Origin of the sequence: Cytophaga hutchinsonii ATCC 33406, from assembly GCF_000014145.1 — a bacterium.
Lineage (GTDB): Bacteria > Bacteroidota > Bacteroidia > Cytophagales > Cytophagaceae > Cytophaga > Cytophaga hutchinsonii.
The window spans coordinates 1,093,111-1,114,880 of record NC_008255.1 but is presented as its reverse complement, the minus strand read 5'-3'; the positions used below and the strand labels follow the sequence as shown (position 1 = coordinate 1,114,880).

Annotated in this window: 22 protein-coding genes; 17 read left to right on the top strand and 5 right to left on the bottom strand. The window is 38.3% G+C overall.

Going from position 1 to position 21,770, the window contains the following annotated elements:
- Nucleotides 1-4: 4 nt before the first annotated feature.
- The 4 genes from CHU_RS04690 (at nucleotide 5) to CHU_RS18805 (ending at nucleotide 7,079) form a co-directional block, all read left to right on the top strand.
- Complete coding sequence (locus CHU_RS04690) at nucleotides 5-1,090, top strand: porin (RefSeq protein WP_011584356.1); 1,086 nt, start codon at nucleotides 5-7, stop codon at nucleotides 1,088-1,090.
- Nucleotides 1,091-1,146: 56 nt separating this feature from the next.
- Complete coding sequence (locus tag CHU_RS04685; RefSeq protein WP_011584355.1) at nucleotides 1,147-1,866, top strand: class I SAM-dependent methyltransferase; 720 nt, start codon at nucleotides 1,147-1,149, stop codon at nucleotides 1,864-1,866.
- A gap of 246 nt (nucleotides 1,867-2,112) precedes the next feature.
- A complete protein-coding gene (locus CHU_RS04680) occupies nucleotides 2,113-2,568 on the top strand; it encodes a cold-shock protein (RefSeq protein ID WP_011584354.1) in 456 nt (151 codons plus the stop codon).
- A gap of 152 nt (nucleotides 2,569-2,720) precedes the next feature.
- On the top strand, nucleotides 2,721-7,079 hold the full coding sequence (locus tag CHU_RS18805) for a glycoside hydrolase family 9 protein (RefSeq protein ID WP_011584353.1): 4,359 nt from the start codon (nucleotides 2,721-2,723) through the stop codon (nucleotides 7,077-7,079).
- Between the two features lie 106 nt (nucleotides 7,080-7,185).
- Here CHU_RS18805 and CHU_RS04670 read toward each other — a convergent pair whose 3' ends face one another.
- From CHU_RS04670 to CHU_RS04655, 4 genes are read right to left on the bottom strand one after another with little or no spacing between them, the layout of a single operon-like run.
- On the bottom strand, nucleotides 7,186-8,451 hold the full coding sequence (locus CHU_RS04670; RefSeq protein WP_011584352.1) for an MFS transporter: 1,266 nt from the start codon (nucleotides 8,449-8,451) through the stop codon (nucleotides 7,186-7,188).
- A gap of 38 nt (nucleotides 8,452-8,489) precedes the next feature.
- Nucleotides 8,490-10,073 (bottom strand): alpha-amylase family glycosyl hydrolase, encoded by a 1,584-nt coding sequence (locus CHU_RS04665; protein WP_011584351.1) that lies wholly within the window; start codon nucleotides 10,071-10,073, stop codon nucleotides 8,490-8,492.
- A gap of 27 nt (nucleotides 10,074-10,100) precedes the next feature.
- A complete protein-coding gene (locus CHU_RS04660) occupies nucleotides 10,101-11,045 on the bottom strand; it encodes an NAD-dependent epimerase/dehydratase family protein (RefSeq protein WP_011584350.1) in 945 nt (314 codons plus the stop codon).
- Between the two features lie 19 nt (nucleotides 11,046-11,064).
- A complete protein-coding gene (locus CHU_RS04655; RefSeq protein ID WP_011584349.1) occupies nucleotides 11,065-11,727 on the bottom strand; it encodes a phosphoadenylyl-sulfate reductase in 663 nt (220 codons plus the stop codon).
- A 224-nt stretch (nucleotides 11,728-11,951) separates the two neighbouring features.
- On the opposite strand from CHU_RS04655, the gene CHU_RS04650 reads away from it, so the two are divergent.
- The 10 genes from CHU_RS04650 to CHU_RS04605 all read left to right on the top strand — a co-directional run bounded on the left by CHU_RS04650 (nucleotide 11,952) and on the right by CHU_RS04605 (nucleotide 18,625).
- Nucleotides 11,952-12,359, top strand: a complete 408-nt coding sequence (locus tag CHU_RS04650) for a 6-carboxytetrahydropterin synthase (RefSeq protein ID WP_011584348.1) — start codon at nucleotides 11,952-11,954, stop codon at nucleotides 12,357-12,359.
- Complete coding sequence (gene folE / locus CHU_RS04645; RefSeq protein WP_011584347.1) at nucleotides 12,322-13,011, top strand: GTP cyclohydrolase I FolE; 690 nt, start codon at nucleotides 12,322-12,324, stop codon at nucleotides 13,009-13,011. The genes CHU_RS04650 and folE overlap by 38 nt, the downstream gene beginning before the upstream one ends.
- Before the next feature lie 11 nt (nucleotides 13,012-13,022).
- Nucleotides 13,023-13,475 (top strand): MarR family winged helix-turn-helix transcriptional regulator, encoded by a 453-nt coding sequence (locus tag CHU_RS04640; RefSeq protein WP_011584346.1) that lies wholly within the window; start codon nucleotides 13,023-13,025, stop codon nucleotides 13,473-13,475.
- An 86-nt stretch (nucleotides 13,476-13,561) separates the two neighbouring features.
- On the top strand, nucleotides 13,562-14,101 hold the full coding sequence (locus CHU_RS04635) for an RNA polymerase sigma factor (protein ID WP_011584345.1): 540 nt from the start codon (nucleotides 13,562-13,564) through the stop codon (nucleotides 14,099-14,101).
- 2 nt (nucleotides 14,102-14,103) lie between these two features.
- Complete coding sequence (locus tag CHU_RS04630; RefSeq protein WP_011584344.1) at nucleotides 14,104-15,009, top strand: hypothetical protein; 906 nt, start codon at nucleotides 14,104-14,106, stop codon at nucleotides 15,007-15,009.
- 78 nt (nucleotides 15,010-15,087) lie between these two features.
- On the top strand, nucleotides 15,088-15,990 hold the full coding sequence (locus CHU_RS04625; protein WP_041932587.1) for a cell division protein FtsX: 903 nt from the start codon (nucleotides 15,088-15,090) through the stop codon (nucleotides 15,988-15,990).
- A gap of 8 nt (nucleotides 15,991-15,998) precedes the next feature.
- Nucleotides 15,999-16,211 (top strand): DUF3098 domain-containing protein, encoded by a 213-nt coding sequence (locus CHU_RS04620; RefSeq protein WP_011584342.1) that lies wholly within the window; start codon nucleotides 15,999-16,001, stop codon nucleotides 16,209-16,211.
- A gap of 2 nt (nucleotides 16,212-16,213) precedes the next feature.
- Nucleotides 16,214-17,005 carry an undecaprenyl-diphosphate phosphatase gene (locus CHU_RS04615; protein ID WP_011584341.1) on the top strand — a complete coding sequence of 264 codons (792 nt, stop codon included), beginning with the start codon at nucleotides 16,214-16,216 and terminating at the stop codon, nucleotides 17,003-17,005.
- A gap of 16 nt (nucleotides 17,006-17,021) precedes the next feature.
- The gene (gene truB, locus CHU_RS04610) at nucleotides 17,022-17,699 is read left to right on the top strand and encodes a tRNA pseudouridine(55) synthase TruB (RefSeq protein WP_011584340.1); all 678 of its coding nucleotides are present in this window, start codon (nucleotides 17,022-17,024) and stop codon (nucleotides 17,697-17,699) included.
- On the top strand, nucleotides 17,696-18,625 hold the full coding sequence (locus tag CHU_RS04605; RefSeq protein ID WP_011584339.1) for a bifunctional riboflavin kinase/FAD synthetase: 930 nt from the start codon (nucleotides 17,696-17,698) through the stop codon (nucleotides 18,623-18,625). Before truB ends, CHU_RS04605 begins: the two co-directional genes overlap by 4 nt.
- 5 nt (nucleotides 18,626-18,630) lie before the next feature.
- Here the strand turns inward: CHU_RS04605 and CHU_RS04600 are convergent, their stop codons facing one another.
- Nucleotides 18,631-19,650 carry a hypothetical protein gene (locus CHU_RS04600; protein ID WP_041932195.1) on the bottom strand — a complete coding sequence of 340 codons (1,020 nt, stop codon included), beginning with the start codon at nucleotides 19,648-19,650 and terminating at the stop codon, nucleotides 18,631-18,633.
- A 110-nt stretch (nucleotides 19,651-19,760) separates the two neighbouring features.
- On the opposite strand from CHU_RS04600, the gene gldC reads away from it, so the two are divergent.
- The 3 genes from gldC (at nucleotide 19,761) to CHU_RS19120 (ending at nucleotide 21,763) form a co-directional block, all read left to right on the top strand.
- Nucleotides 19,761-20,096 carry a gliding motility protein GldC gene (gene gldC / locus CHU_RS04595; RefSeq protein WP_011584337.1) on the top strand — a complete coding sequence of 112 codons (336 nt, stop codon included), beginning with the start codon at nucleotides 19,761-19,763 and terminating at the stop codon, nucleotides 20,094-20,096.
- Between the two features lie 297 nt (nucleotides 20,097-20,393).
- Complete coding sequence (locus tag CHU_RS04590; protein WP_041932194.1) at nucleotides 20,394-21,260, top strand: TolC family protein; 867 nt, start codon at nucleotides 20,394-20,396, stop codon at nucleotides 21,258-21,260.
- Complete coding sequence (locus tag CHU_RS19120; protein ID WP_081428649.1) at nucleotides 21,176-21,763, top strand: TolC family protein; 588 nt, start codon at nucleotides 21,176-21,178, stop codon at nucleotides 21,761-21,763. The genes CHU_RS04590 and CHU_RS19120 overlap by 85 nt, the downstream gene beginning before the upstream one ends.
- The last annotated feature ends 7 nt before the right edge of the window (nucleotides 21,764-21,770 follow it).

Sequence of the window (21,770 nt, the reverse complement as noted above, 5' to 3'; positions counted from 1 at the left end):
AACTGTGTATTTAAAAATCTTATTTCTGCTTGTTCTTAGTTCCGTTACTACACTTGTATCGGTTGCGCAGAAAGATTCTTCAAAATCACCATTAACGATCAGTGGATATATTGACGTTTATTATTCGTATGATTTCAGCAAACCTGCAGATCATAACCGGCCTCCATTTATTTACTCTTATAACCGGAGCAACGAAGTTAATCTGAATATAGGTTTTATAAAAGCGTCTTACAATACTTCTATCATACGGGCAAACCTTGCGGTTATGACTGGTACTTATGCCAATGCAAACCTGGCTTCTGAACCGGGATTATTAAAAATAATTTATGAAGCTAATGCAGGTATTAAACTTCACCGGTCAAAAAATATCTGGCTGGATGCAGGTGTGTTTGAATCGCATCTTGGTGCTGAAAGTGCAATTGGTCAGAAATGCCTGAACCTAACGCGCAGTTTTGCTGCCGACAATTCTCCCTACTTTGAAACAGGTGTAAAAGTAACATACACATCCGATAATACGAAATGGCTTTTAAGCGGTTTATTTTTAAACGGATGGCAGCGTATACAGCGTATGGATGGAAATAATTCCATCGCGGTGGGCCATCAGCTGACGTTCAGCCCTTCTTCATCGCTAACTATAAACAGCAGTTCGTTTATTGGAAACGACAAACCGGATACCGTAATACAGATGCGGTATTTCCATGATCTGTACAGCAAATTTTATTTGCAGAATAAACTTTGTGTACTTGCCGGTTTTGATATCGGAATGGAACAAAATGCACCTAAAAGCAATCGGTATCATATCTGGTATACACCTTATCTGATGCTGCAGTATCCCCTATCTGACAAGCTGCGCATGGGGCTGCGCGGAGAATATTACAGCGATAAAAATCAGGTAATTATTCATACCAATACAGCAAATGGCTTTCAAACCTTTGGCTATTCCATCAATGCTGATTACGCTATTTACAAAAATGTTTTATGCCGTATTGAAGCACGCACATTTAACAGCAGAGATGCTATTTTTATGTTAAATAACAAACCGGATACCGATAATTATTGTATTACAACTTCCATTGCTGTAGCCTTTTAAAGAATTACAAATAATACACTACCTTTACCTGCACGCATCTATAATCCAACATACACATGTCATCCAACACTGATCCGCTCGGTACTGCTATTATTGACTATCTGAATCAAACCAATGATCCAATCATTACTGTTGAATCAAACTTAACAGAACCGGATGAAATTCCTGTGCGGTATTTATTCCGTAATAAAAGTGAGATGCCGGAAAAAGAACTATTCGCTTTATCTAAAGCGGAAGGACGTATACTGGATGTTGGAGCTGGCGCAGGTGCACATGCACGCATTTTACAAGACGAAAACAAACTTGTTGTTGCGCTCGACAATTCGGCCAAATGCTGCGAAGCCATGAAAAAACAAGGAATAAAGCACGTTGTGTGCGAAGACTTTTTCACTTATTCAGACAATGAAAAATTCGACACCATTTTCTTATTTATGAATGGCTTTGGAATCGCGGGTACCATTGACAATCTTGAACCTTTTCTTATTAAATGTAAATCGTTATTAAAACCCAATGGCAAAATTATTGGAGAGTCTGCCGATATCATTTATTTGTTTGAAGAAGAAGATGGCTCTGTAAATATCAATATCAATGGAAAATATCACGGTGAAATACTATATCAGATGAGCTACCGAAATGAGCTGAGCGGGTGGTTTCCATGGCTCTATGTTTCAGTAGACATATTGACGGATATTGCTGAAAAGGCAGGTCTTAAGCAAGTTGATTTATATGAAGGCATGGATTCTGACTATGTTATATGTCTGCAAAATCAGGGCTGATTAGATGCATCTACTTTACCAAAGCAGTTAACATATGTTATCTAAGACATATAAAAACCGCCATAAATCCAAAATTATACTGCACATGTACCTAAGCAACAAGGAATACATTTAATTTCTACCTATTTTTATTGTACATTGCATTACAAATCATATAATTCAGAAGTGGCGGCATAAAATTCTCCAGTTCGCTTATATCCTCACACCATACACACAGACCTTTAGAATTAATCGCGTACGCACACTATGAGTAAATCACAAGAAACCTGGAACAAAAAAGAAGCAGAAAAAAAGAGAGCAAAAAAGAAGCAGGATAAAGAGCAGAAAAAAGAAGACCGTAAGGCAAACGCAAAAGAAGGAAGCAGCTTTGAAGATATGCTGGCTTACGTAGATGAGTACGGAAATATCACTTCTACGCCTCCTGATCCATTAAAAAAGATTGTGATCAAAGAAGAAGACATTCAGATTGCTATCCCTAAACATGCTGATCTTGCGCCGGTTGACACTGTTCGTAAGGGAATTGTTACATTTTTCAATGATTCCAAAGGATATGGTTTTATCAAAGATATGGATACACAGGAAAGCATCTTTGTACATATTAATGGTTTAGTAGATTCGATTAAAGAAAATAATAAAGTAACGTTTGAGGTTGAAATGGGCCCTAAAGGACCAAATGCTGTAGCGGTAAAACTTTCTAAATAATATTTTACATACCATCATATCAAGGTAAAAAAAGGGGTTTCGTATTATCGAAGCCCTTTTTTTTATGCTCTTTAAACAAATTTTTAAATTAACCACACTAAATAATCCAACTTTTTTGTGTTATATTTATACTTTCATAACACAACTATTAAATGAAAAATACGTTTAATGCCCTCCTTTTGGTTCTCATAACTATAAGCACTGCATTTTCTCAAACCGGCATGCTTGAAAACTTCAACGACAATGCACTAGATCCAGGTTGGAAAAGTGTACCTGCCGGAAAGTTTTCTTTTGCTGAAAGTGGCGGACAATTAGTTGTAACGCCTTCTGCCGTTGGGCCAGGCTGGGAAAACATTGAATTTAGTTTTTCTCCAATTGACCTGACAGCTAACCAGACTGTAAGTATTAAAATAAAAAACAGCAGTGCACTTACGCTGCGTGTGGATCTGATCGACAATACAGGAAAATCAACAAACGGTTCTCCCGTATCAAAAAGCATAGCTATAAACAGTACATTAACAACTGTTACATTCGACTTTACAAATAAATTCAGTACATCTGGCGGTGCAGCGGTTGATAAAACAAAAATTTCCAAAGTAGTTTTCTTTATAAATGCAGGCGGCACCAGCTACAGTACGCCTGTTACACTTGACGATGTTACAGTTGGTGATCCGATTGCCAATGTGCCGGCAACCCCGGGCAACATTGTATTGAATCAGGTTGGCTACGAATTGACCGGAGCTAAAAAAGCGATTTACACCCATACTTCAAATACTCTTTCAGCAACAACCTTTGATATATTGACCGCTTCAAATGCAGTTGTTTATACAGGTACAATTGTTTCAAAAGGCGCTGTAACAGGATGGACCAATAAATATTTCTGGGAATTAAATTTCAGTGATTTTCAAACACCAGGTACATATAAAATCCGCGTTGGAACAAAAGTATCGTATGCCTTTGATATTGCTCAAAACGTTTTATTTAACAAAACAGCATTTTCAGTTGTAGACTTTTTTAAAGGTATGCGTTCAACAAACAATGCAGACAAAACACTTTCTTTTAATGGTCCCCGTAACGATCAGGTAAATGTATATGGCGGATGGATTGATGCAACAGGAGATCCGGGAAAACACATGTCGCATTTATCCTATGCAAATTATTTCAATCCGCAACAAATTCCTTTTGTCGTATGGTCTTTATTGAAATCCTATGAAATTTCTCAGGCTTCCTTTACAGCAAAATCAACAGATCTGTTGAATGAGTCGAAATGGGGTGCAGATTACCTCCTTCGTAATATTGATAAACAGCAAAACTATTTGTATCTGGCAATCTTTGATAACTGGGGGAACAGCCCGGGTTCAAGAGAAATATGCGAATGGGGTCAGGCAGGTGCCGGCAACGATGGCGCACGTACGCCTAATTTTCAAGCAGGTATGAGAGAAGGCGCAGGAATGGCAATTGCTGCTTTAGCACGTGCCTATCGTATGAACCTGAATGGCGATAGTACGAAGGCGCAGTATTTAAATGGTGCGATCCGTTTATATACAAATTTAAAGGCACCTGGTACAGGTTATGCAACAAAGAACCTTGAATATTGTAACGACCACACAGAAAACATCATTGATTTTTATTGCGGTTTATTAGCAACCATTGAATTATATAAAGCAACTAATAATGCTGCTTACTTAGCAGATGCATCCGTATATGCAGATAAACTTATTGGCATGCTTGATCCTCAGGGCTGGTTCCGTTCGGATGTAGCAGGTACTCGTCCGTTTTATCACGCTGCAGATGAAGGTTTGCCGTTGGTTAGTTTAATGGAATACATGGATGTGGATGTTTCAAAAAATGCGGCGATTACACAAGTGCTCAGCAAAAATATTGCGTGGTACATGAGTATTTCAAAAGAAGTGAATAATCCGTTCAATTACATGAGAGAATATTACAAGCCTTATGTAAACGGGTCCTTAGGCACAGCAAAGAAAGCATTCTTTGTGCCGCATGATAATGAAACGGGTTATTGGTGGCAGGGTGAAAATGCACGTTTAGCCTCAATGTCTACCGCATTATTATTAGCAGCACGAAAATTAAATGCACAATTTACAATAGGTACAGATTCAATCAGTACGTTTGGTTTAGCTCAATTGGATTGGATACTGGGGAAAAACCCCTTTGATGTTTGTATGATGACCGGGGCTGGTACAACAACCTACCAGAACTACCCTGTTGCTTCAGCGATACCAAATGTGAAAGGAGGTATATGCAATGGTATTACAGGTAAAGATACAGAAGAAACAAATATCGATTGGAAACCCTATGCTTCTGATGACTGGCAGAACTGGAGATGGATTGAACAATGGCTTCCGCACGATGCCTGGTTTTTATTAGCCGTTTCTTCACTGGATGTAGCCAACACACCACCTCCCGCTGCCCCCGTTGCTTCCTTTACCATAAGCAAACAAAGCGTATGCACAGGAATAACAACCGTATTAACAAATACATCAACAGGCAGTACCACTTCGTATGTTTGGGATTTTGGAACAGGCGCTTCAATTTCAGGTAGTACAGCTGCAGGTCCACACACCGTTTCATGGACTACTTCCGGAACAAAAACCATTACATTAACCGTAACCGGTCCGAATGGCACGGCAACTACCACCTCAACGGTAACTGTAACAGCTGTACCAACAGCTGCAGGTGAAATAACCGGAGTTGCTTCTGTGTGTGCTTCCACAACAGGTGCTACCTATTCCATTCCTGCTATTGCAACGGCAACAAGCTATGCATGGACATTACCAACGGGCGCTGCCATTACAGCCGGTGCCAATACAAATGCCATTACCGTTTCATTTGCAACAGCAGGCGGAACCATTCAGGTTACACCGGGCAATACCTGCGGAACAGCTGCGCCGGCCTCCAAAACAATTACATTAACGGACAAACCAACCGCAGCTGGTGAAATCAACGGACTTGCTTCTGTGTGTGCTTCAACAACAGGTGTTACCTACTCCATTCCTGCCATTGCAACGGCAACAAGCTATGCATGGACATTACCAACGGGTGCTGCCATTACAGCCGGTGCCAATACAAATGCTATTACCATTTCATTTGCAGCAGCAAGCGGAACCATTCAGGTTACGCCGGGCAATACCTGCGGAACAGCTGCGCCTGCCTCCAAAACAATTACATTAACAGCAAAACCAACAGCTGCAGGTGAAATAACCGGAGTTGCTTCTGTGTGTGCTTCAACAACAGGTATTACCTACAGCATTCCTGCTATTGCAACGGCAACAAGCTATGCATGGACACTACCAACCGGCGCTGCCATTACAGCCGGTGCCAATTCAAATGCTATTACCGTTTCATTTGCAACAGCAAGCGGAACCATTCAGGTTACACCGGGCAATACATGCGGAACAGCTGCGCCGGCCTCCAAAACAATTACATTAACGGACAAACCAACTGCAGCTGGTGAAATAACCGGACTTGCTTCTGTGTGTGCTTCAACAGCAGGGGTTACCTACAGCATTCCTGCCATTGCAACAGCAACAAGCTATGCATGGACATTACCAACGGGCGCATCAATCACTTCGGGAGACAACACCAACACTATTACTGTTTCATTTGCAACAACAGGTGGTACCATTCAGGTTACACCGGGCAATACCTGCGGAACAGCTGCGCCTGCCTCCAAAACAATTACATTAACAGCAAAACCAACAGCTGCAGGTGAAATAACCGGACTTGCTTCTGTGTGTGCTTCAACAGCAGGTGTTACCTACTCCATTCCTGCTATTGCAACGGCAACAAGCTATGCATGGACATTACCAACGGGCGCTGCCATTACAGCCGGTGCCAATACAAATGCTATTACCGTTTCATTTGCAACAGCAAGCGGAACCATTCAGATTACGCCATCCAATACCTGCGGAACAGCTGCACCGGCTTCTAAATCGGTTCAGATCATCCCGATCGGTTCAGCACCGTGTACTGCTCCTGTTACTTCTGCAATAGAAGGGCCTTCCAACATCGCTCCGAATGTTCAAAACGTTACGTTCTCTGTAACTCAACATGCCGGTTCCGCTTATACCTGGGCAGTGCCAAACGGTGCAACGATCGTGAGCGGATCAGGAAGCAGTTCAATCGTTGTAAATTTTGGCAACAGCGGAGGTATCGTTTCAGTGCAGGAATCGAATAGTTATGGAACGGGTACTGCTGTTACAAAAAACGTTACCATGATCTCAACAGCTATTGACGCTTCCTCTGTAACAGATATACAAATCAATATCCATCCGAATCCAAGTGAACAATATTGTTTACTTACCACAACAACTCCTGCAGAAGAACTTATTGATGTAACAATCATTGACATGAAAGGTGTTGTTATCATGCACCAGCAATGGAATACCAGCCAGCCGTTAGTACTTAACTCAGATCTGAATGCAGGTATCTACATTGTTCAATTAAAAATACAGGAACAGTTCATTACGAAACGATTAATACGATTATAGTTTCGTAGTATATAGATTACAATACATTTATATCATAAAAAATCCCTTCCGCTGCAGAGCGGAAGGGATTTTTTATGATATAAATCGAAACATACAAAAAGTAAATCTACGCCAGCATTTCATCGTCTTTCAGATCATTCCGTTTTAAATACCTGGATAATCTGAAACCATATAATGATATGTATAAATAACAGGCTACAACTATGATAAGAGCGAAGTCATAATTAACAAAGGCGAAGTTCCGTACATTAAAAGGTATAACAGCCCCCCCTACAATAAACATAATCAATACTGCTGAACCGTCTAATGAAAATTTACCCAATCCATTTACGCCAAGTGTGAAAATGCTCGGAAAAATAATGGAGTTGAAAAGGCCAACGGTCATGATTAAATAAAAATTATATTCTACATATTCTTTCGGTAATAAAATTGCCACCAGAATCAATAAAGAAGAAATACCTGCTACTGTACCTAATGCTTTATTGGCAGGAATAAACAGTAAGCAAAAGGCTCCTACAAAACGGCCAAGCATGGCCAGCTGCCAATATCTGCTGGCTAAATCCGGGGAAAAATCTTCCAGGTAATTTGCTAATGCTACTTCTGCTCCTACATAGGCAAAAATAGCAAATGCACCTAAACGCAACTGAGAAAAGTGCATTACGTGACGTTTTCTTTTTGATGTTACTTTATTTAACGGCTCTAATAAATGCGTATCCATTTCAGGAAGATATATCAGCATCAGGAAAATGGCAAAAAGAACCATTGCAACACCAAAAATAAGATATAAATAATTAATGTATGCCGACTCGATCGTTACTTTATCGATCAATGGAAGCATTTCTAAATATTCAAACGGAATGTTTATGAACTTACTTAAAATCTCCATCGATACAATGGGGCCGATTACGGTACCAAAAGAGTTAAATGCCTGAACAAACACGAGTCTGCTCGCTGCACGTTCAACACCACCTAATAATACTACATATAGATTTGCACCAACCTGCAGAATGGTTATACCTGCTGCCATACAGAATAAGGCAACCAAAAAAAGATAATATAATTTTGATGTAACCGACAATAAAAACAAAAAACAACCTGTACAGGCCAGCAACCAACCGATCAGAATACCACGCTTGTAGCCCACACGCCGGATCATGCTACCGGCCTGCAGCGAAACAATAAGGTAGGTACAAAAGAATGTTAAATTAATTAGTGTTGATACAGAATAATTTAATCCAAATACAACCTTGAAATGGTGGTATAAAAAAAGATTCAAATTGGTTAATAAGCCCCACATAAAAAAGAGGACAGCCATTACAAAAATCAGTACTAGTCTTTGATTTTTACTAATCTGAAGTGTTAATTCTTTCATCTATTAAAATTGATATGCACAAATTTACGTATACTAATTTAGTTTACAGACTCCTGGTGATTCAATAATTCAAGAACCTTAAAACCGTATGGATGCATAGTGATGTTATGTAAAATATCGTTTACAACTGTTTTATCATCGTTATCGGCATCGCCATTGCTATATAAATATACAACTAATTTATTAGTACGTGTTAACGGGGAAGATAGTTTAATTGAAACTACCTCATTATGAGGACCTAAATTATACACAATCAACTTACTTGAAGCTAACCCATTAACCTGCAAAGCTATGCACCGGTGTGATTTTGCTGCCATTATCTCGCAGCTCTGAAAATCTCCTGTATACAGATTCAGCTTTTTCCTCAGGTGGATGCCTTCCTTTATAACCCGTGCATACGGACTGTCAAGATTCAATATATCCTCTTTACCGTCTGGATTGAACAGGCATTCGCGTATAGACCCATCAAGTATTCCCTTCCCTTTCAATCCTTGTTCTGTTCCATAATAGATACAAGGTATACCGGGCATGCATAAAAATGCACGCAGTAAATTACACAACGCTTTTTCTTTCATGCGGTATGCGATCCGATGTTTGGGCATCTGTCCGACCTGGTCGTGATTATCTAAAAACCGGATCGGCACTTTATCCACAGGTCGAGGTTGGCTTTGAATAGCAGACTTCCGTTTCTTTTCTCCATACATGTTAGGGACAAATGAAAAATGAAAATCAAAATCCAGATAGCCATCAATCGTATGGTATTTACTGATATAGGATTGATTAGAAATGATTTCAGCGAAAATAAAAAAACTCGTTTTATGAACAGAAGCTGTCAATGCCTTCATTGCATCAACAAATGTATTCAGCCATTTGGGTGGAATGTGCTTGGCAGCATCGATCCTGAAACCATCGCAGTCTGTGACCGCAAACCAATAGCTGTAAACAGCAATTAGTATTTCCAGCGTTGCATGTCCGATTTCCGAATCATCCTGAATCAAATCCTTCAATTCAAAAATATCACCGTCCCAGGTTTCCGGTGTTTCTTCCCATTTTACAATTCCCCCTTTTCTACCGTAAAGATTTAAATTCCTGAGCTCTGCCGGAATGGGCCTGTCGGGATATCTCCAGGCTTTTACCGCATATTGTTTACCTTTATTATATCTGGGATTTTCTTTTACATACGACCAGTTATTTCCGGTATGATTGAGAACAATATCAAAAAATACTTTGATGTGTAATTTATGTGCCTGCGCAACCAATTCAACAATATCTTCTTTTGTTCCCCATTGCGCATCAACCTCTAAAAAATTTTCAATGGAATAGCCGTGATACGTTTCAGGGTTGTTCTGCAAAAAAGGATTAATCCAGATAGATGTAAAGCCTAAAGCAGAAATATATTTCAGGTTTTTGATTACACCTTGAATGGTACCTCCACACCTGGCTTGCAACTGATCTGTATTTCCAAAACCAGTTGTGGAAGGAATTGATATGCGTTCCTTTCCATCGTGAAACCGATCGATCAGCAGAAAGTACATCACCTCTTCTTCTACCGGTCGTTCTACGTTCCAATATTTTTTACCTGCTGTTATTTCCGACAGATCAACATCTTTTATTGAATTCATAAAAAAAGCCCCGCAGGGCTTATTTATCTATGCTGGAACACTTGTTGTCTGAAAGGTGAAATGATCTCTGAAGGCTGCTAATTCTGCTGTGAAATCTGTTTGCTGCAACGGAATATACTTCAGCAATTTCGTTTCCGGATTGATCTTTTGTTCTCTTAATTCAAGATGCTGATTGATGAAAATAAATTCAAGTGTAGGATATAGATCCTTTACCTGATCAATCAGATCGTAAATCTCAAGGTTCCGTTCTGTTAAGTTATAGGTACCGGAAGGAATATCCGTTGACGTAATTTTTACTAATGAATCAACCGCTTTGTCAACATGAATAAACGAGCGGCTTTGGCGCCCATTGCCATGAATAGAAATTCGGTTTTTGTAGTGAGATTCAAACATGAACTTATTGATCACCGCATCAAAACGCATGGAAGATGAATAGCCGTATACATTACCTAAACGTATGATAACGGCATTCATTTTATTGCCCAAACGTGATACATGTTCTTCGCCGCGCATTTTTGAAACACCATAGATCGTTTTAGGATTTACAACGGAGTTTTCATCAATCAATTCTTTTCCTGAACCGTAAACCGAACAGCTGCTTACGTAAATCAATTTCTGCACCGTTTTAATTTCCTCAATGGCGTAAACCAGTTCAGCCGTGCCCCAGTGGTTTACCTGCTCATACAAATGGCTGTCTGCATTTGCAAACGGCGTAGAAACACGGGCAGCCAAATGATAGACAACATCAATATCAGCCAATATTTTCCGGATTTTTCTTGAATCCAATAAGTCACCGAATTCAAACTGAATTTTATCTTTTGCTATACGCTGTGCAGAATTGATAAATAAATTATAATTCTCTCTGGATAGATTATCGAATACAACAACTTTAGAAATACTCGGATCTTTAGCAAGTTTCAATACCAACTCTGTACCCACATATCCTGCACCACCCGTAACTAATACCTTCATATATAACGAAACGCTTAATTTATTTTTTACTAACCAATTCTGTATTTAACCCACATTCCGTTTTATTCAATCCAAACCAACGGCCTTGTCTGTTGTATGTTTCAAGATCAAACTTACGCGTACATGGTTCGCAGCCGATACTTAAATAACCTTTTTCTTCCAGCGGATGACGGGGAATTTTATGCTCTTTAATATACTTTTCGATCATACGCACATCCCAATCCAGCATGGGGTGGAAACGAATCGTATCATGTGGAGCAGGCTGCTCAACGGAGAAACTTTTTCGCACGGCACTCTGATCGGCACGTACACCATTAATCCAGATATCATAATCCGGTAGAACAGCATCCAGCGGCTGTACTTTATTTAAATAGCAGCAATAATCCGGATCAGATGTAAAAAGCAATCTGCCTTCAGCATCTTTCTGCATGTTTCTTGGAGTAGCAGAAGATACAACTTTAATATTTTTAAGATTGAACAGATCTGCAATCTGATCTCTGTAAAGAACCGTTTCGGGGAAATGGTAGCCTGTATTAATAAAATATACCGGAATAGACGGATCAAATTCACTCAGTATATGTAACAATACAATACTATGTGTTTGAAAAGATGAAGTTGTAAAAAGCTTCAAGCCTTTTTCCTGATATTCTGTAAGTTTCAGATGTATTTCTTCCTTATTCATTTCAAACAAAATTTAATTCTGCAAATTAATAAATAACTACTTTATAACAAAATATCATTGTAAATGAGTTCCTTTATTGAAATATTATTTTGAAAAGATTGTTTATACTTCACAATTCCACAAAAAATAGTTAAACAACAATGATAAATTCTGCAAAACAAAAGGAATCAAGCATACGAAATTGTAGTTTTGTTCATTAAGATACAACCAACAACCGTTAAAAATTGAAAACAGCAATATTCAGGAAAGAACATTTTAATGCAGCGCATCGCTTATTTAACGCATCCTGGAGCGATGAAAAAAATGATGCCGTATTTGGCAAGTGTAATAATCCGAATTTTCATGGACACAATTACGAATTGATTGTTAAATTAACTGGAGAAATTGACCCGATAACCGGCTATGTTTTTGACACAAAAGAATTAAGTAATTTAATTAAGCAGCATATATTGACACGCTACGATCACAAAAATCTGAACCTGGATTGTGAAGAGTTTAAAGATGTGAATCCGACGGCTGAAAATATTGCAAAACAAATCTATACTACCCTTCGCTCCCTGATCGACGCGTCATTGGACCTGAAAGTGATATTATATGAAACAGAACGAAACTTTGTTGAATACCCGGCATAAATCAGACAGCATGGATGAATTAGGTGAAGACCACGTTTCAACATCAGCAGAAACACCTCTTAGAGAAGATGCTTTTGAAAAAGACGATGCGTTAAAGATTGAATTGATACAAAAACATTTTAAAGAAATCATGCTCATTCTGGGCCTGGATCTTACAGATGACAGCCTGAAGGGTACACCCAACCGTGTTGCAAAAATGTATGTGCAGGAAATATTCAGCGGATTAAATCCTGCGAATAAACCCAGCATACGTTTATTTGAAAATAAATATAAATACAGTGAAATGCTGGTGGAGAAAGATATTACGCTCTACTCCTATTGCGAACATCACTTTGTGCCTATCATTGGAAAGGCACATGTAGCATACATTTCCAATGGAAAAGTTATTGGTTTATCAAAAATAAACCGGCTGGTTGAACATTTTTCTAAAAGACCACAGGTACAGGAACGTTTAACCGTACAGATCGCTGAAGCATTAAAAGAAGCGTTGCAAACAGAAGATGTAGCCATTGTTATTGATGCGGCACATTTATGTGTATCTTCCCGTGGTGTAAAGGATACCGCAAGTACTACGATTACTGCTCACTATTCTGGTAAGTTTACCGAAGATCAAACGAAAAATGAATTTCTGGCATTCATTCAGAAAAAATAATAGTTACAGGCATGAGATTAGAAGACGAAATAAAACAAGTAAAGGCTTTCAAAAACGATTACAACAAGGCTGTTGTTAATCTTATTTTCACCTACAACTGGTTAGAATCATCCTCTAAGGCTTTTTTTAAAGATTTTGACCTTACCTCCCAGCAATTTAATATTTTGCGGATTTTAAAGGGGCAGCACCCCAATCCGTCTACGATAAATTTACTTCGCGACAGAATGCTTGACAAAATGTGCGATGCTTCCAGATTAGTGGAACGATTACGTATAAAAGGTCTGGTTGAACGTTCTCAGGCTTCTTCTGATAAACGCGCTGTTGATATTTTCATTACAAAAAAGGGAGAAGAATTATTGGCGAAGATTGAAGTGGAATTTCCGGCATTTGAAGAAAAACTTCACACCCTTTCAGCGGAAGAAATTGTTGTTTTCAACAACTTATTAGACAAATTAAGGGGCTAATCCACGTAATTATCCACAAAAATACCATTCAGCTAAATAAATTAAAAACTACGGGTTACTAAAAGAGCGTCAAAAGTATATAAATCATGAATGACCAAGAGATTTTAGCGCGTCTAAAACAGGGTGATGAGAATACCTTGGACTTACTCTATAAAAAAAATTACCGGATGATGGTCAAACTGATCGTCAAAAACAACGGTAGTGAAGAGGAAGCCAAAGATGTTTATCAGGATTCATTGATTGTACTTTGGCAAAAGGCTCGCGACCCTGATTTTGTATTAACTTCAAAAATAAGCACTTACCTATACAGTATTTGTTTAAATTTGTGGCGAAAAGAATTAGAACGTAAGAAACGTTTTTCTTATGAGGTTAAAGATGAAGTTGACGTCGTTGACCTGGATAAAAATGAACGCATTAAAATAATAAATAAATGTATTCAGCAATTGGGTGAAACCTGCCGGGATATTCTTACTTATTATTATTTTGATCGCTTGTCGATGGTTGAGATAGCCGAAAAGATGGGTTTTGCCAATTCGGACACTTCGAAAACAAAAAAATACAAATGTAAAAAGGAGCTGGATCTCCTTGTTAAATCTTTATATAAAGAAAGTGACTTTCTTGACTAGTTATGGACATTTCAGAAGAAATTATTGATGGATTCTTACGCGGAGATTTAAACGCTGCAGACACAGCAGCATTTAACGCTGCAATCTCTGCAGACCCTAAACTTCAGCAGGAAGTATCAATACAGAAAGACATTGTTGAAGCTTTAAAATCACACAGGCATCAGCAATTAAAAAACAGATTAAACAGCGTTGATGTTAAACCTGCAGGTTTGTTTGGTTCTTCTTACTTGAAACTTGCTGCATCTATGGGCGTAGTAGCCCTATTTGTTGGCTCTTTTGCAGTATTTACAGGGAATCAGGAAGAAGACGCTCTTGTAACAGATGGCAGCAAATTATCTGAACAAAATCAACATCAAGCAATTCAAGCATCAGAAAACATTTCTGAAACTACTCCGGACAATATAACCGGTCTTGCTTCAAGTATTGAAAACAAAGCGGCTTCTGTAACCAGTAAAACAACTGCAGTTGATTCAAAGAATAAAATTTCCAAGACTTCGGCAACAGAAAATGCAGATAAAAAATCTGTTAAGACACCTTCGTATACAACAGATATTGCTCCTGAAGAAATGGATGGTGGGTTCACCATTCAGCCGCAAACAGATGGTGTTGACATGTCAGCTATCAACCACGGCAGTGTAAACAATACAACGAGTCAGGTAAAAGTAAATATTGTTAAAGACAAAGATCTTGCATATCGTTTCTTTAACAACCAATTATACTTACACGGTAATTTCTCTAACAGTACGTATGAACTATACGAATTGAATAATTCACCATCAAAGCAGTTGTTCTTATACTTCGATGGTAAATATTATGAACTGATTCAGGGCAAAACAAAGGTTACGACCTTAACACCGATCACAGATAAAGCTACTTTGACACAATTAAGCCAATTAAAGGCACATTAATCTCATATCTTCCTGTATTCAAATTGGAATGGTCAAATTTCTTCGGTAAATTTGACCATTCCGTTTTTTATAGAATACGTGGCAGAGACAACAACTAAAAGAAGACAAAAGGTGCTGGGAAGTTTTCCGTATGCAACCGTAATTTTCAGTATTACCTTATCTTTAAGTGTTATTGGATTATTCGGGTTGATTTTAATCAATGCCCAATCCATTAAAACAATCATACATAATCAGGTTGGCGAAGTTCAGGTGTATGTACATAATCACATCAATGATTCAATGTCCACCGCATTTAAAGATGGCCTGTTTCAAAAAAAGTATCTGATCAGAGATGCTGCCGGTAAACCTGACATTACCTACATTTCTCAGGAACAGGCTAAAGAAGAATACATTAAACAAACGGGGCAGGATTTCACAAAAATCATTGAAGAAAATCCATTACGCGCTTCTTATACGATACATGTTTCTGAAAAATTCACCGATTCTCTTTCCATGAATTACATCATTGAAGAGTTGAATACCGAACCTGCAGTATATGAAGTAATTTATGAGGAGGCATTGTTAAAAAAAGTTACGCGCAACATTCGTAATGCAGGCATTGTGCTTGCTGCCTTTGCACTGCTACTTACTATTGTTACCTTTTTCCTGATCAACAATACAATAAAATTAGCGTTGTATTCACAACGTTTTCTTATACGCAGCATGCAGCTGGTTGGTGCACGTCCGTTCTTTATTCAAAAGCCATTTGTTTACCGTGCCATGGTACAAGGCGCCATTGGGGGCATTATTGCATCTGGTCTGTTATTTGCGCTTCAGCAATATGCCTTTGTTTCTATTGAAGATCTGAAAAAACTGTATGTACCGGAACATACCTACATACTTTACGCAATATTAATTTTTACAGGCGGAATCATCGGACTTATCAGTTCCTTTCTGTCTGTACGAAAATACATGTACTTATCACTTGACGATTTATACTAAATACAATTATGAGCAAAGAAAAATTAGTATTCAGCAGCATCAATTATATCATAATGATTGCCGGCGTATTATTAATGGTTATCGGTTATTTCATTATGGCTTCGGATACGGAAGAATATGGCTTCGGTACTAAAGGTTTAACAGTTGGCCCGCTGATTGTTTTATTGGGTCTTATTGTGGAAGTTGCTGCAATCTTTTATTCACCTAAGAAAGAAGCGTAATAATGACCTGGCTTGAATCCATTATACTTGCCATTGTTGAGGGCGTAACTGAATTTTTACCCGTTTCTTCTACGGGACATATGATCATCACTTCTGCCTTAATGGGTATTAAAAGTGATCCATTTACCAAAGTATTTGAAGTAGCTATACAGTTTGGTGCTATCTTGTCTGTAGTGGTTTTATACTTCAAACGTTTCTTTAAAAGTTGTGATTTCTATTTCAAACTTTTTGTAGCCTTTATTCCTACTGCTATTGTAGGCTTACTATTAAAAAAACACATTGACACCTGGCTTGAAAATGTATGGGTAGTAGCATCTACCTTATTGGTCGGCGGTATTGTTTTATTGTTTGTTGATAAATGGTTTCAGAAAAATGAAACCGAAGGAGAAGAAGAAGTTTCTTATCAAACAGGATTTTTGATTGGCTGTTTTCAATGCTTAGCCATGATTCCGGGTGTATCCCGTTCTGCTGCAACAATCATTGGCGGCTTAACGCAGAAATTAACGCGTAAGGCTGCAGCGGAATTTTCTTTTTTCTTAGCTGTACCAACGATGTTTGCTGCAACTGCAAAAAGTTTATATGATGAAAAAGAATTGATCCTTGAATCAACAGATAAAATTCCGCTTTTATTATTAGGGAATGTGGTAGCATTTATTGTAGCAATGCTTGCCATTAAATTCTTCATCAACATCCTTACAAAATATGGTTTTAAGGCTTTTGGTTACTACCGTATTGCATTAGGCGCATTATTATTGATCCTTCTTGCGATGCACGTAGATCTTCAAGTCGTATAACCGTTCCCTTTATTACATGCCTACGAATGAATCCCCCCAGCACGATTTAGTATTGTGCTTAGATAAGCCTTATCACTGGACCTCCTTTGATGTGGTAAAAAAAGTACGTAGAGTTTTAAAAATGAAAAAGGTTGGTCATGCGGGCACGCTTGATCCACTGGCTACCGGCTTGCTGATTGTTTGTACCGGAAAAAAAACAAAAACAATTGAATCGCTGATGGCCGATGAAAAAGAATATTCAGGTGCTATTGGTTTAGGTGCAACTACTGCATCATACGATCTGGAATTGCCTTTAGAAAACCATACCGATATTTCAGGGTTGACCGAGACACAGATCCGGAAAACGGTGAAACAATTTTTAGGTACCATTACACAGATCCCGCCTATTCATTCTGCGGTTAAAGTAGATGGAAAAAGAGCGTACGACGAAGCACGCAAAGGCAATGAAGTGATCATTAAATCGAGGCAGGTTTTCATTAAAGAATTCAAAATTACAAAAGTAGAATTACCCTTAGTGTATTTCAATATTGTTTGCAGCAAAGGCACATACATACGTACCATTGCAAACGATTTTGGAAAAGCATTAGGCTGCGGCGGCCACCTGAATGCCTTACGCAGAGAGCGCATCGGAACCCTTTCTGTAAAACAGGCATTAACTCCGGAACAACTTGAAGAAAAATTTTTGTCGATATGAAAATCTATAGAGACATAAAAGAATTTCAACCGGTAAACAAAGCCGTTGTTACTATTGGTGCCTTTGATGGTGTTCACATCGGCCATAAAAAAATACTGAACCGGCTTACCGAACTAAGTAGTCTTGTAAACGGGGAAAGTGTATTGATTACTTTTTGGCCACATCCGCGCTTTGTATTAAAAAAAGATGCAGAACCTATTGGCTTATTGAATACCCTTGAAGAAAAAATTCATTTACTGGATACATATAACATTGACCATTTATTAATTCTGAATTTCAATGAAGAATTTTCAAAGCTAACAGCAGACGCTTTCATTGAAAACATCTTAATCAAAAGCATTGGTACACGTTACCTGGTATTAGGTTATGATCACCGCTTCGGTAATAACCGCGAGGGAAGTATTGATTATCTGAATGCGAATAAAGAGCGTTTTGAAATTGAATCCATTGAAATACCCAAGCAGGAAATTGAATCGTTAGCGATCTCTTCAACGCTTATCCGCAAAGCATTGTTAAATGGTGATAGTACCGTTGCCAATCAGAATTTAGGCTATCCATACCTGCTCCGCGGTTTTGTTATTGAAGGAAATAAATTAGGCAGAACAATAGGCTTCCCTACGGCAAATATTTTTATCGAAGATCAGGACAAGCTGATTCCTAAAAATGGTGTGTATGCTGTGTATGCGTACATTGAAGGTGAACGGTATAAAGGCATGCTGAATATTGGTGTCAGGCCAACCATCAACAATGACAAACGCCGAACAATCGAAGTACATATTTTTGATTTCAATCAGGACATCTATGGTAAAACGGTTCGACTGGAATTAATCACGTATATCCGTGATGAAGTAAAATTCAGCGGTATCGACACCTTGATTCTGCAATTGAAACAGGATGAAATTGAAACACGAGCTATTTTAAAATAACGAATTTATTTTTTCAATTCAATGTATACCGGAAAGTGGTCGCTGTAACCGCCGTAATATGTATTACCTAAATAACTTCTGAAGGGGCCTGATTTCAAATCATTTTTATAATACAGCCATTCCGGATGATAAATCTCTGCATCCGTAAATTGAAATCCTTTTTTATTTGAAATGGAATTACTGATTAAAATCTGATCAAATAAAAACCAGTCGTGTTTGTATTTACATGTCCCCTCGCCTGCTTCCTGCAAGGCTTTAAAGGGGTTAATCAATTCACCGTCCTTACCTTTTTTTGTTGTTTTCAGATTCAGCATAACCGACATACTTTTATCGGATGGCTGATCATTGAAATCGCCCATCAGCAGGATATTATTTGATGGATTAACCTGAATGATTGAATCTATAATCTCCTGCGTAAGCATAGCAGCTGCGATACGTTTTGTTTCAGATTTTTCTTCACCTTCTCTGCGCGATGGCCAGTGATTAACCAGTACGTGTACCGTATCATTCCATAAAACACCTTTAACCACCAGCACTTCACGTAAGAACAGCTCAGGATCATTACTTTTGTCGAAGCTGGACAAATATGATGTAAGCGGAGTAAAATAAGCAGGGTTATACAACAGGCAAACATCTATTCCTCTGCGGTCAGACGAGTTGTAATGTATGATCTGAAAGGTTGTATCGTTTTTCAACAAGTCTTCCAGAACCTCTTTGTTTTCCACTTCAGACATACCGATCAAAGCCAGTGTTGACAGGTCATTCAAACCATCAATAACTTCTTTTATGTGTTTCAGCTTTACATCATACCGGTCTGCTGTCCATTTTAGTTTGCCCAAAGGTAAAAAATCATTGTCATTGCTGTGTTTGTCGTCATATATGTCAAAAAGATTCTCCGTATTGTAAAATCCGATTCTGCAGGTTGTAGCAGCCGTCTTCGCAGATTTATTAACTGTTTCGGTACGGTATGAACAGGAGAAAGATAATAGAGAAACAAAAAATAAAAGTATTGCACTGATATTCATACACTTCATTGAAAAGGCCTGATAAATATGGTTTTGGGAAGATAAATTACGATTTCTAAATTTGGTTTAGAGTTATTTCCTCTGGAAATTAGCAGAAATATTACTGAAACATGAAAAATTCTGAAATAAAATTCAGCGTAACGCTTGATGATAAAAATATCCCGGAGTCTATTCTTTGGGAAGCTACCGATGGACCTTCTGACAAACCTTTGCCTACAGACGCAATTGCTTTGTCGTTGTGGGATCATTCGCAAATGAATACCATGCAGATTAATATCTGGACAAAGGAAATGCCTGTTGAAGAAATGAAGCGTTTTGCAATCGAAGGAATTGGCGGAATGGCCGATTCAATTGAAAATGCTACCGGTGATATCAAAATGGCTGAAATGATCCGTGACTTATGTAAGAAGCTCGTGATTCATGTGAAAGAAAACGCCAAACAATAATCATTCAATCCCCTTTTAAACTCTGAAAGGGGATTTTTTTTTTGCTTCGTATAATGTATGCCTAACGTTTATATACATGATTACTTTTTACTATTTATTTAAATTTATACCCATCTCTCCTGCGTATTATTAAAATATTTAAATGAAATATTTTAATAATACTATCATTCATTCAGCTTTTAAACTTTTCGACTATTTTACAACAAAAGTCGAAAAGTTTAGTAATTTTGTTTCAGAAGCCAGGCAGTATTGTATATAAAATACCCTTCCTTCGAATAAAAATAAATACCACCTCACATGAAAAAAATAAGCATTGCTATGCTGTTGAGTACACTTTCATTGTGCTTATACGCCCAGCAACAATCACCAGAACCAAGTAGTTTCAGCCTGCAGCAGGCAATTGATTACGGTCTTACGGAAAATTTCAATGTAAAAAATTCAAACCTTCAAAGTGAATTAAGGACGGCACAAAAAGGAGAAGTACGCGCGGGATTACTTCCGCAGATTTCAGCACAGGCAGATTTAGTACATAGCTTTAAGGTGCAGCAAAACATAACAGAAAGTGGTATCGGGTTTCAGGCAAACTCCCCGCTTCCAACAGGAACGCCCATTGCGTTTCAACTTGGTTTGAAAAATGTATTCACGCCTAATATAACAGGCTCGCAGGTATTGTTTGATCAGTCATTCTTTTCAGCACAAGGTACGGCTGTTGCCAATCAGGAAATAGCAGACAAGACAATTACTAAAACCAGAATTGATGTTTCTGTGAATATTACAAAAGCTTACTATGGTGTTTTGGTAAATGAAAAGCAGCTGAAGGCCATCGAATCAAATCTTGCCAGTCTGGATTCGATGTATAGAGAAAGCAACGCCCGTTATGAATCAGGCCTTGCGCGTAGTATTGATGTAAGCAGAACGCTGGTAAGCTTAAACAATGTAAAAGAACAGCGTCAGGAAATTGTCCGCACGGTTGCGTTGAGCCGCTCCATGCTGAGATACCAGATGAATTTATCTGAAGAGAATCCCTTGATTTTAACAGACAGCCTGTATCCGGAAATGGTTGATGATATTCAAAAAATATTAGCGCAGGAAAAAAAGCTACGTATTCAAACCGCATTGAATATTCTATCATTGAGAGCCAACAGAAATATAATCACTACTTAGTTAAATATGCGCAGGCAGGCCACTATCCCAGACTTCTGGCAATCGGGTCTTTTGGTTATAACCCGGGTGCTACGCACTTCTCTGACTTAACACAATCTTCCCGCTGGTATGATTATTCAACGATCGGTCTTCGCTTGCAGGTACCTATATTCTCTGGTTTTGCAACAAACTACAAAGTACAGCAAAGTAAAATTCAACAGCGTATTACCGACAACAACAAACGTTCGCTTGAAAAAGAAATTAATCTGGAAGTTGAACAGGCATTGATCAATTTATACAACAGTGTTCAGTCCTTTAATATTCAAAAACAAAATTTAAAACTGGCACAGGATAACTTAGCTGTACTTAGAGCTGAATACGATGCAGGGATTGCTTTAAATGTAGAAGTAACAACAGCTGAATCCGATTTGATTGAGGCGCAAACAAATTACTACAGAGCTGTATACACAGCCTTAATTTCAAAAGCAGACTACGACAGAGCCGTAGGCAACATTGTTAGATAATAAGACA

Excerpts from the sequence above, each read along its gene's own strand:
- CHU_RS04615 (WP_011584341.1), top strand. The coding sequence starts at position 16,214 with ATGACCTGGCTTGAATCCATTATACTTGCCATTGTTGAGGGCGTAACT.
- CHU_RS04670 (WP_011584352.1), bottom strand. The coding sequence starts at position 8,451 with ATGAAAGAATTAACACTTCAGATTAGTAAAAATCAAAGACTAGTACTG.
- CHU_RS04680 (WP_011584354.1), top strand. The coding sequence starts at position 2,113 with ATGAGTAAATCACAAGAAACCTGGAACAAAAAAGAAGCAGAAAAAAAG.
- CHU_RS04630 (WP_011584344.1), top strand. The coding sequence starts at position 14,104 with ATGGACATTTCAGAAGAAATTATTGATGGATTCTTACGCGGAGATTTA.
- folE (WP_011584347.1), top strand. The coding sequence starts at position 12,322 with ATGAAACAGAACGAAACTTTGTTGAATACCCGGCATAAATCAGACAGC.
- CHU_RS04605 (WP_011584339.1), top strand. The coding sequence starts at position 17,696 with ATGAAAATCTATAGAGACATAAAAGAATTTCAACCGGTAAACAAAGCC.
- CHU_RS04665 (WP_011584351.1), bottom strand. The coding sequence starts at position 10,073 with ATGAATTCAATAAAAGATGTTGATCTGTCGGAAATAACAGCAGGTAAA.
- CHU_RS04620 (WP_011584342.1), top strand. The coding sequence starts at position 15,999 with ATGAGCAAAGAAAAATTAGTATTCAGCAGCATCAATTATATCATAATG.
- CHU_RS04655 (WP_011584349.1), bottom strand. The coding sequence starts at position 11,727 with ATGAATAAGGAAGAAATACATCTGAAACTTACAGAATATCAGGAAAAA.
- CHU_RS04635 (WP_011584345.1), top strand. The coding sequence starts at position 13,562 with ATGAATGACCAAGAGATTTTAGCGCGTCTAAAACAGGGTGATGAGAAT.
- CHU_RS04590 (WP_041932194.1), top strand. The coding sequence starts at position 20,394 with ATGAAAAAAATAAGCATTGCTATGCTGTTGAGTACACTTTCATTGTGC.
- gldC (WP_011584337.1), top strand. The coding sequence starts at position 19,761 with ATGAAAAATTCTGAAATAAAATTCAGCGTAACGCTTGATGATAAAAAT.
- CHU_RS04600 (WP_041932195.1), bottom strand. The coding sequence starts at position 19,650 with ATGAATATCAGTGCAATACTTTTATTTTTTGTTTCTCTATTATCTTTC.
- CHU_RS18805 (WP_011584353.1), top strand. The coding sequence starts at position 2,721 with ATGAAAAATACGTTTAATGCCCTCCTTTTGGTTCTCATAACTATAAGC.
- CHU_RS04640 (WP_011584346.1), top strand. The coding sequence starts at position 13,023 with ATGAGATTAGAAGACGAAATAAAACAAGTAAAGGCTTTCAAAAACGAT.
- CHU_RS04660 (WP_011584350.1), bottom strand. The coding sequence starts at position 11,045 with ATGAAGGTATTAGTTACGGGTGGTGCAGGATATGTGGGTACAGAGTTG.
- truB (WP_011584340.1), top strand. The coding sequence starts at position 17,022 with ATGCCTACGAATGAATCCCCCCAGCACGATTTAGTATTGTGCTTAGAT.
- CHU_RS04685 (WP_011584355.1), top strand. The coding sequence starts at position 1,147 with ATGTCATCCAACACTGATCCGCTCGGTACTGCTATTATTGACTATCTG.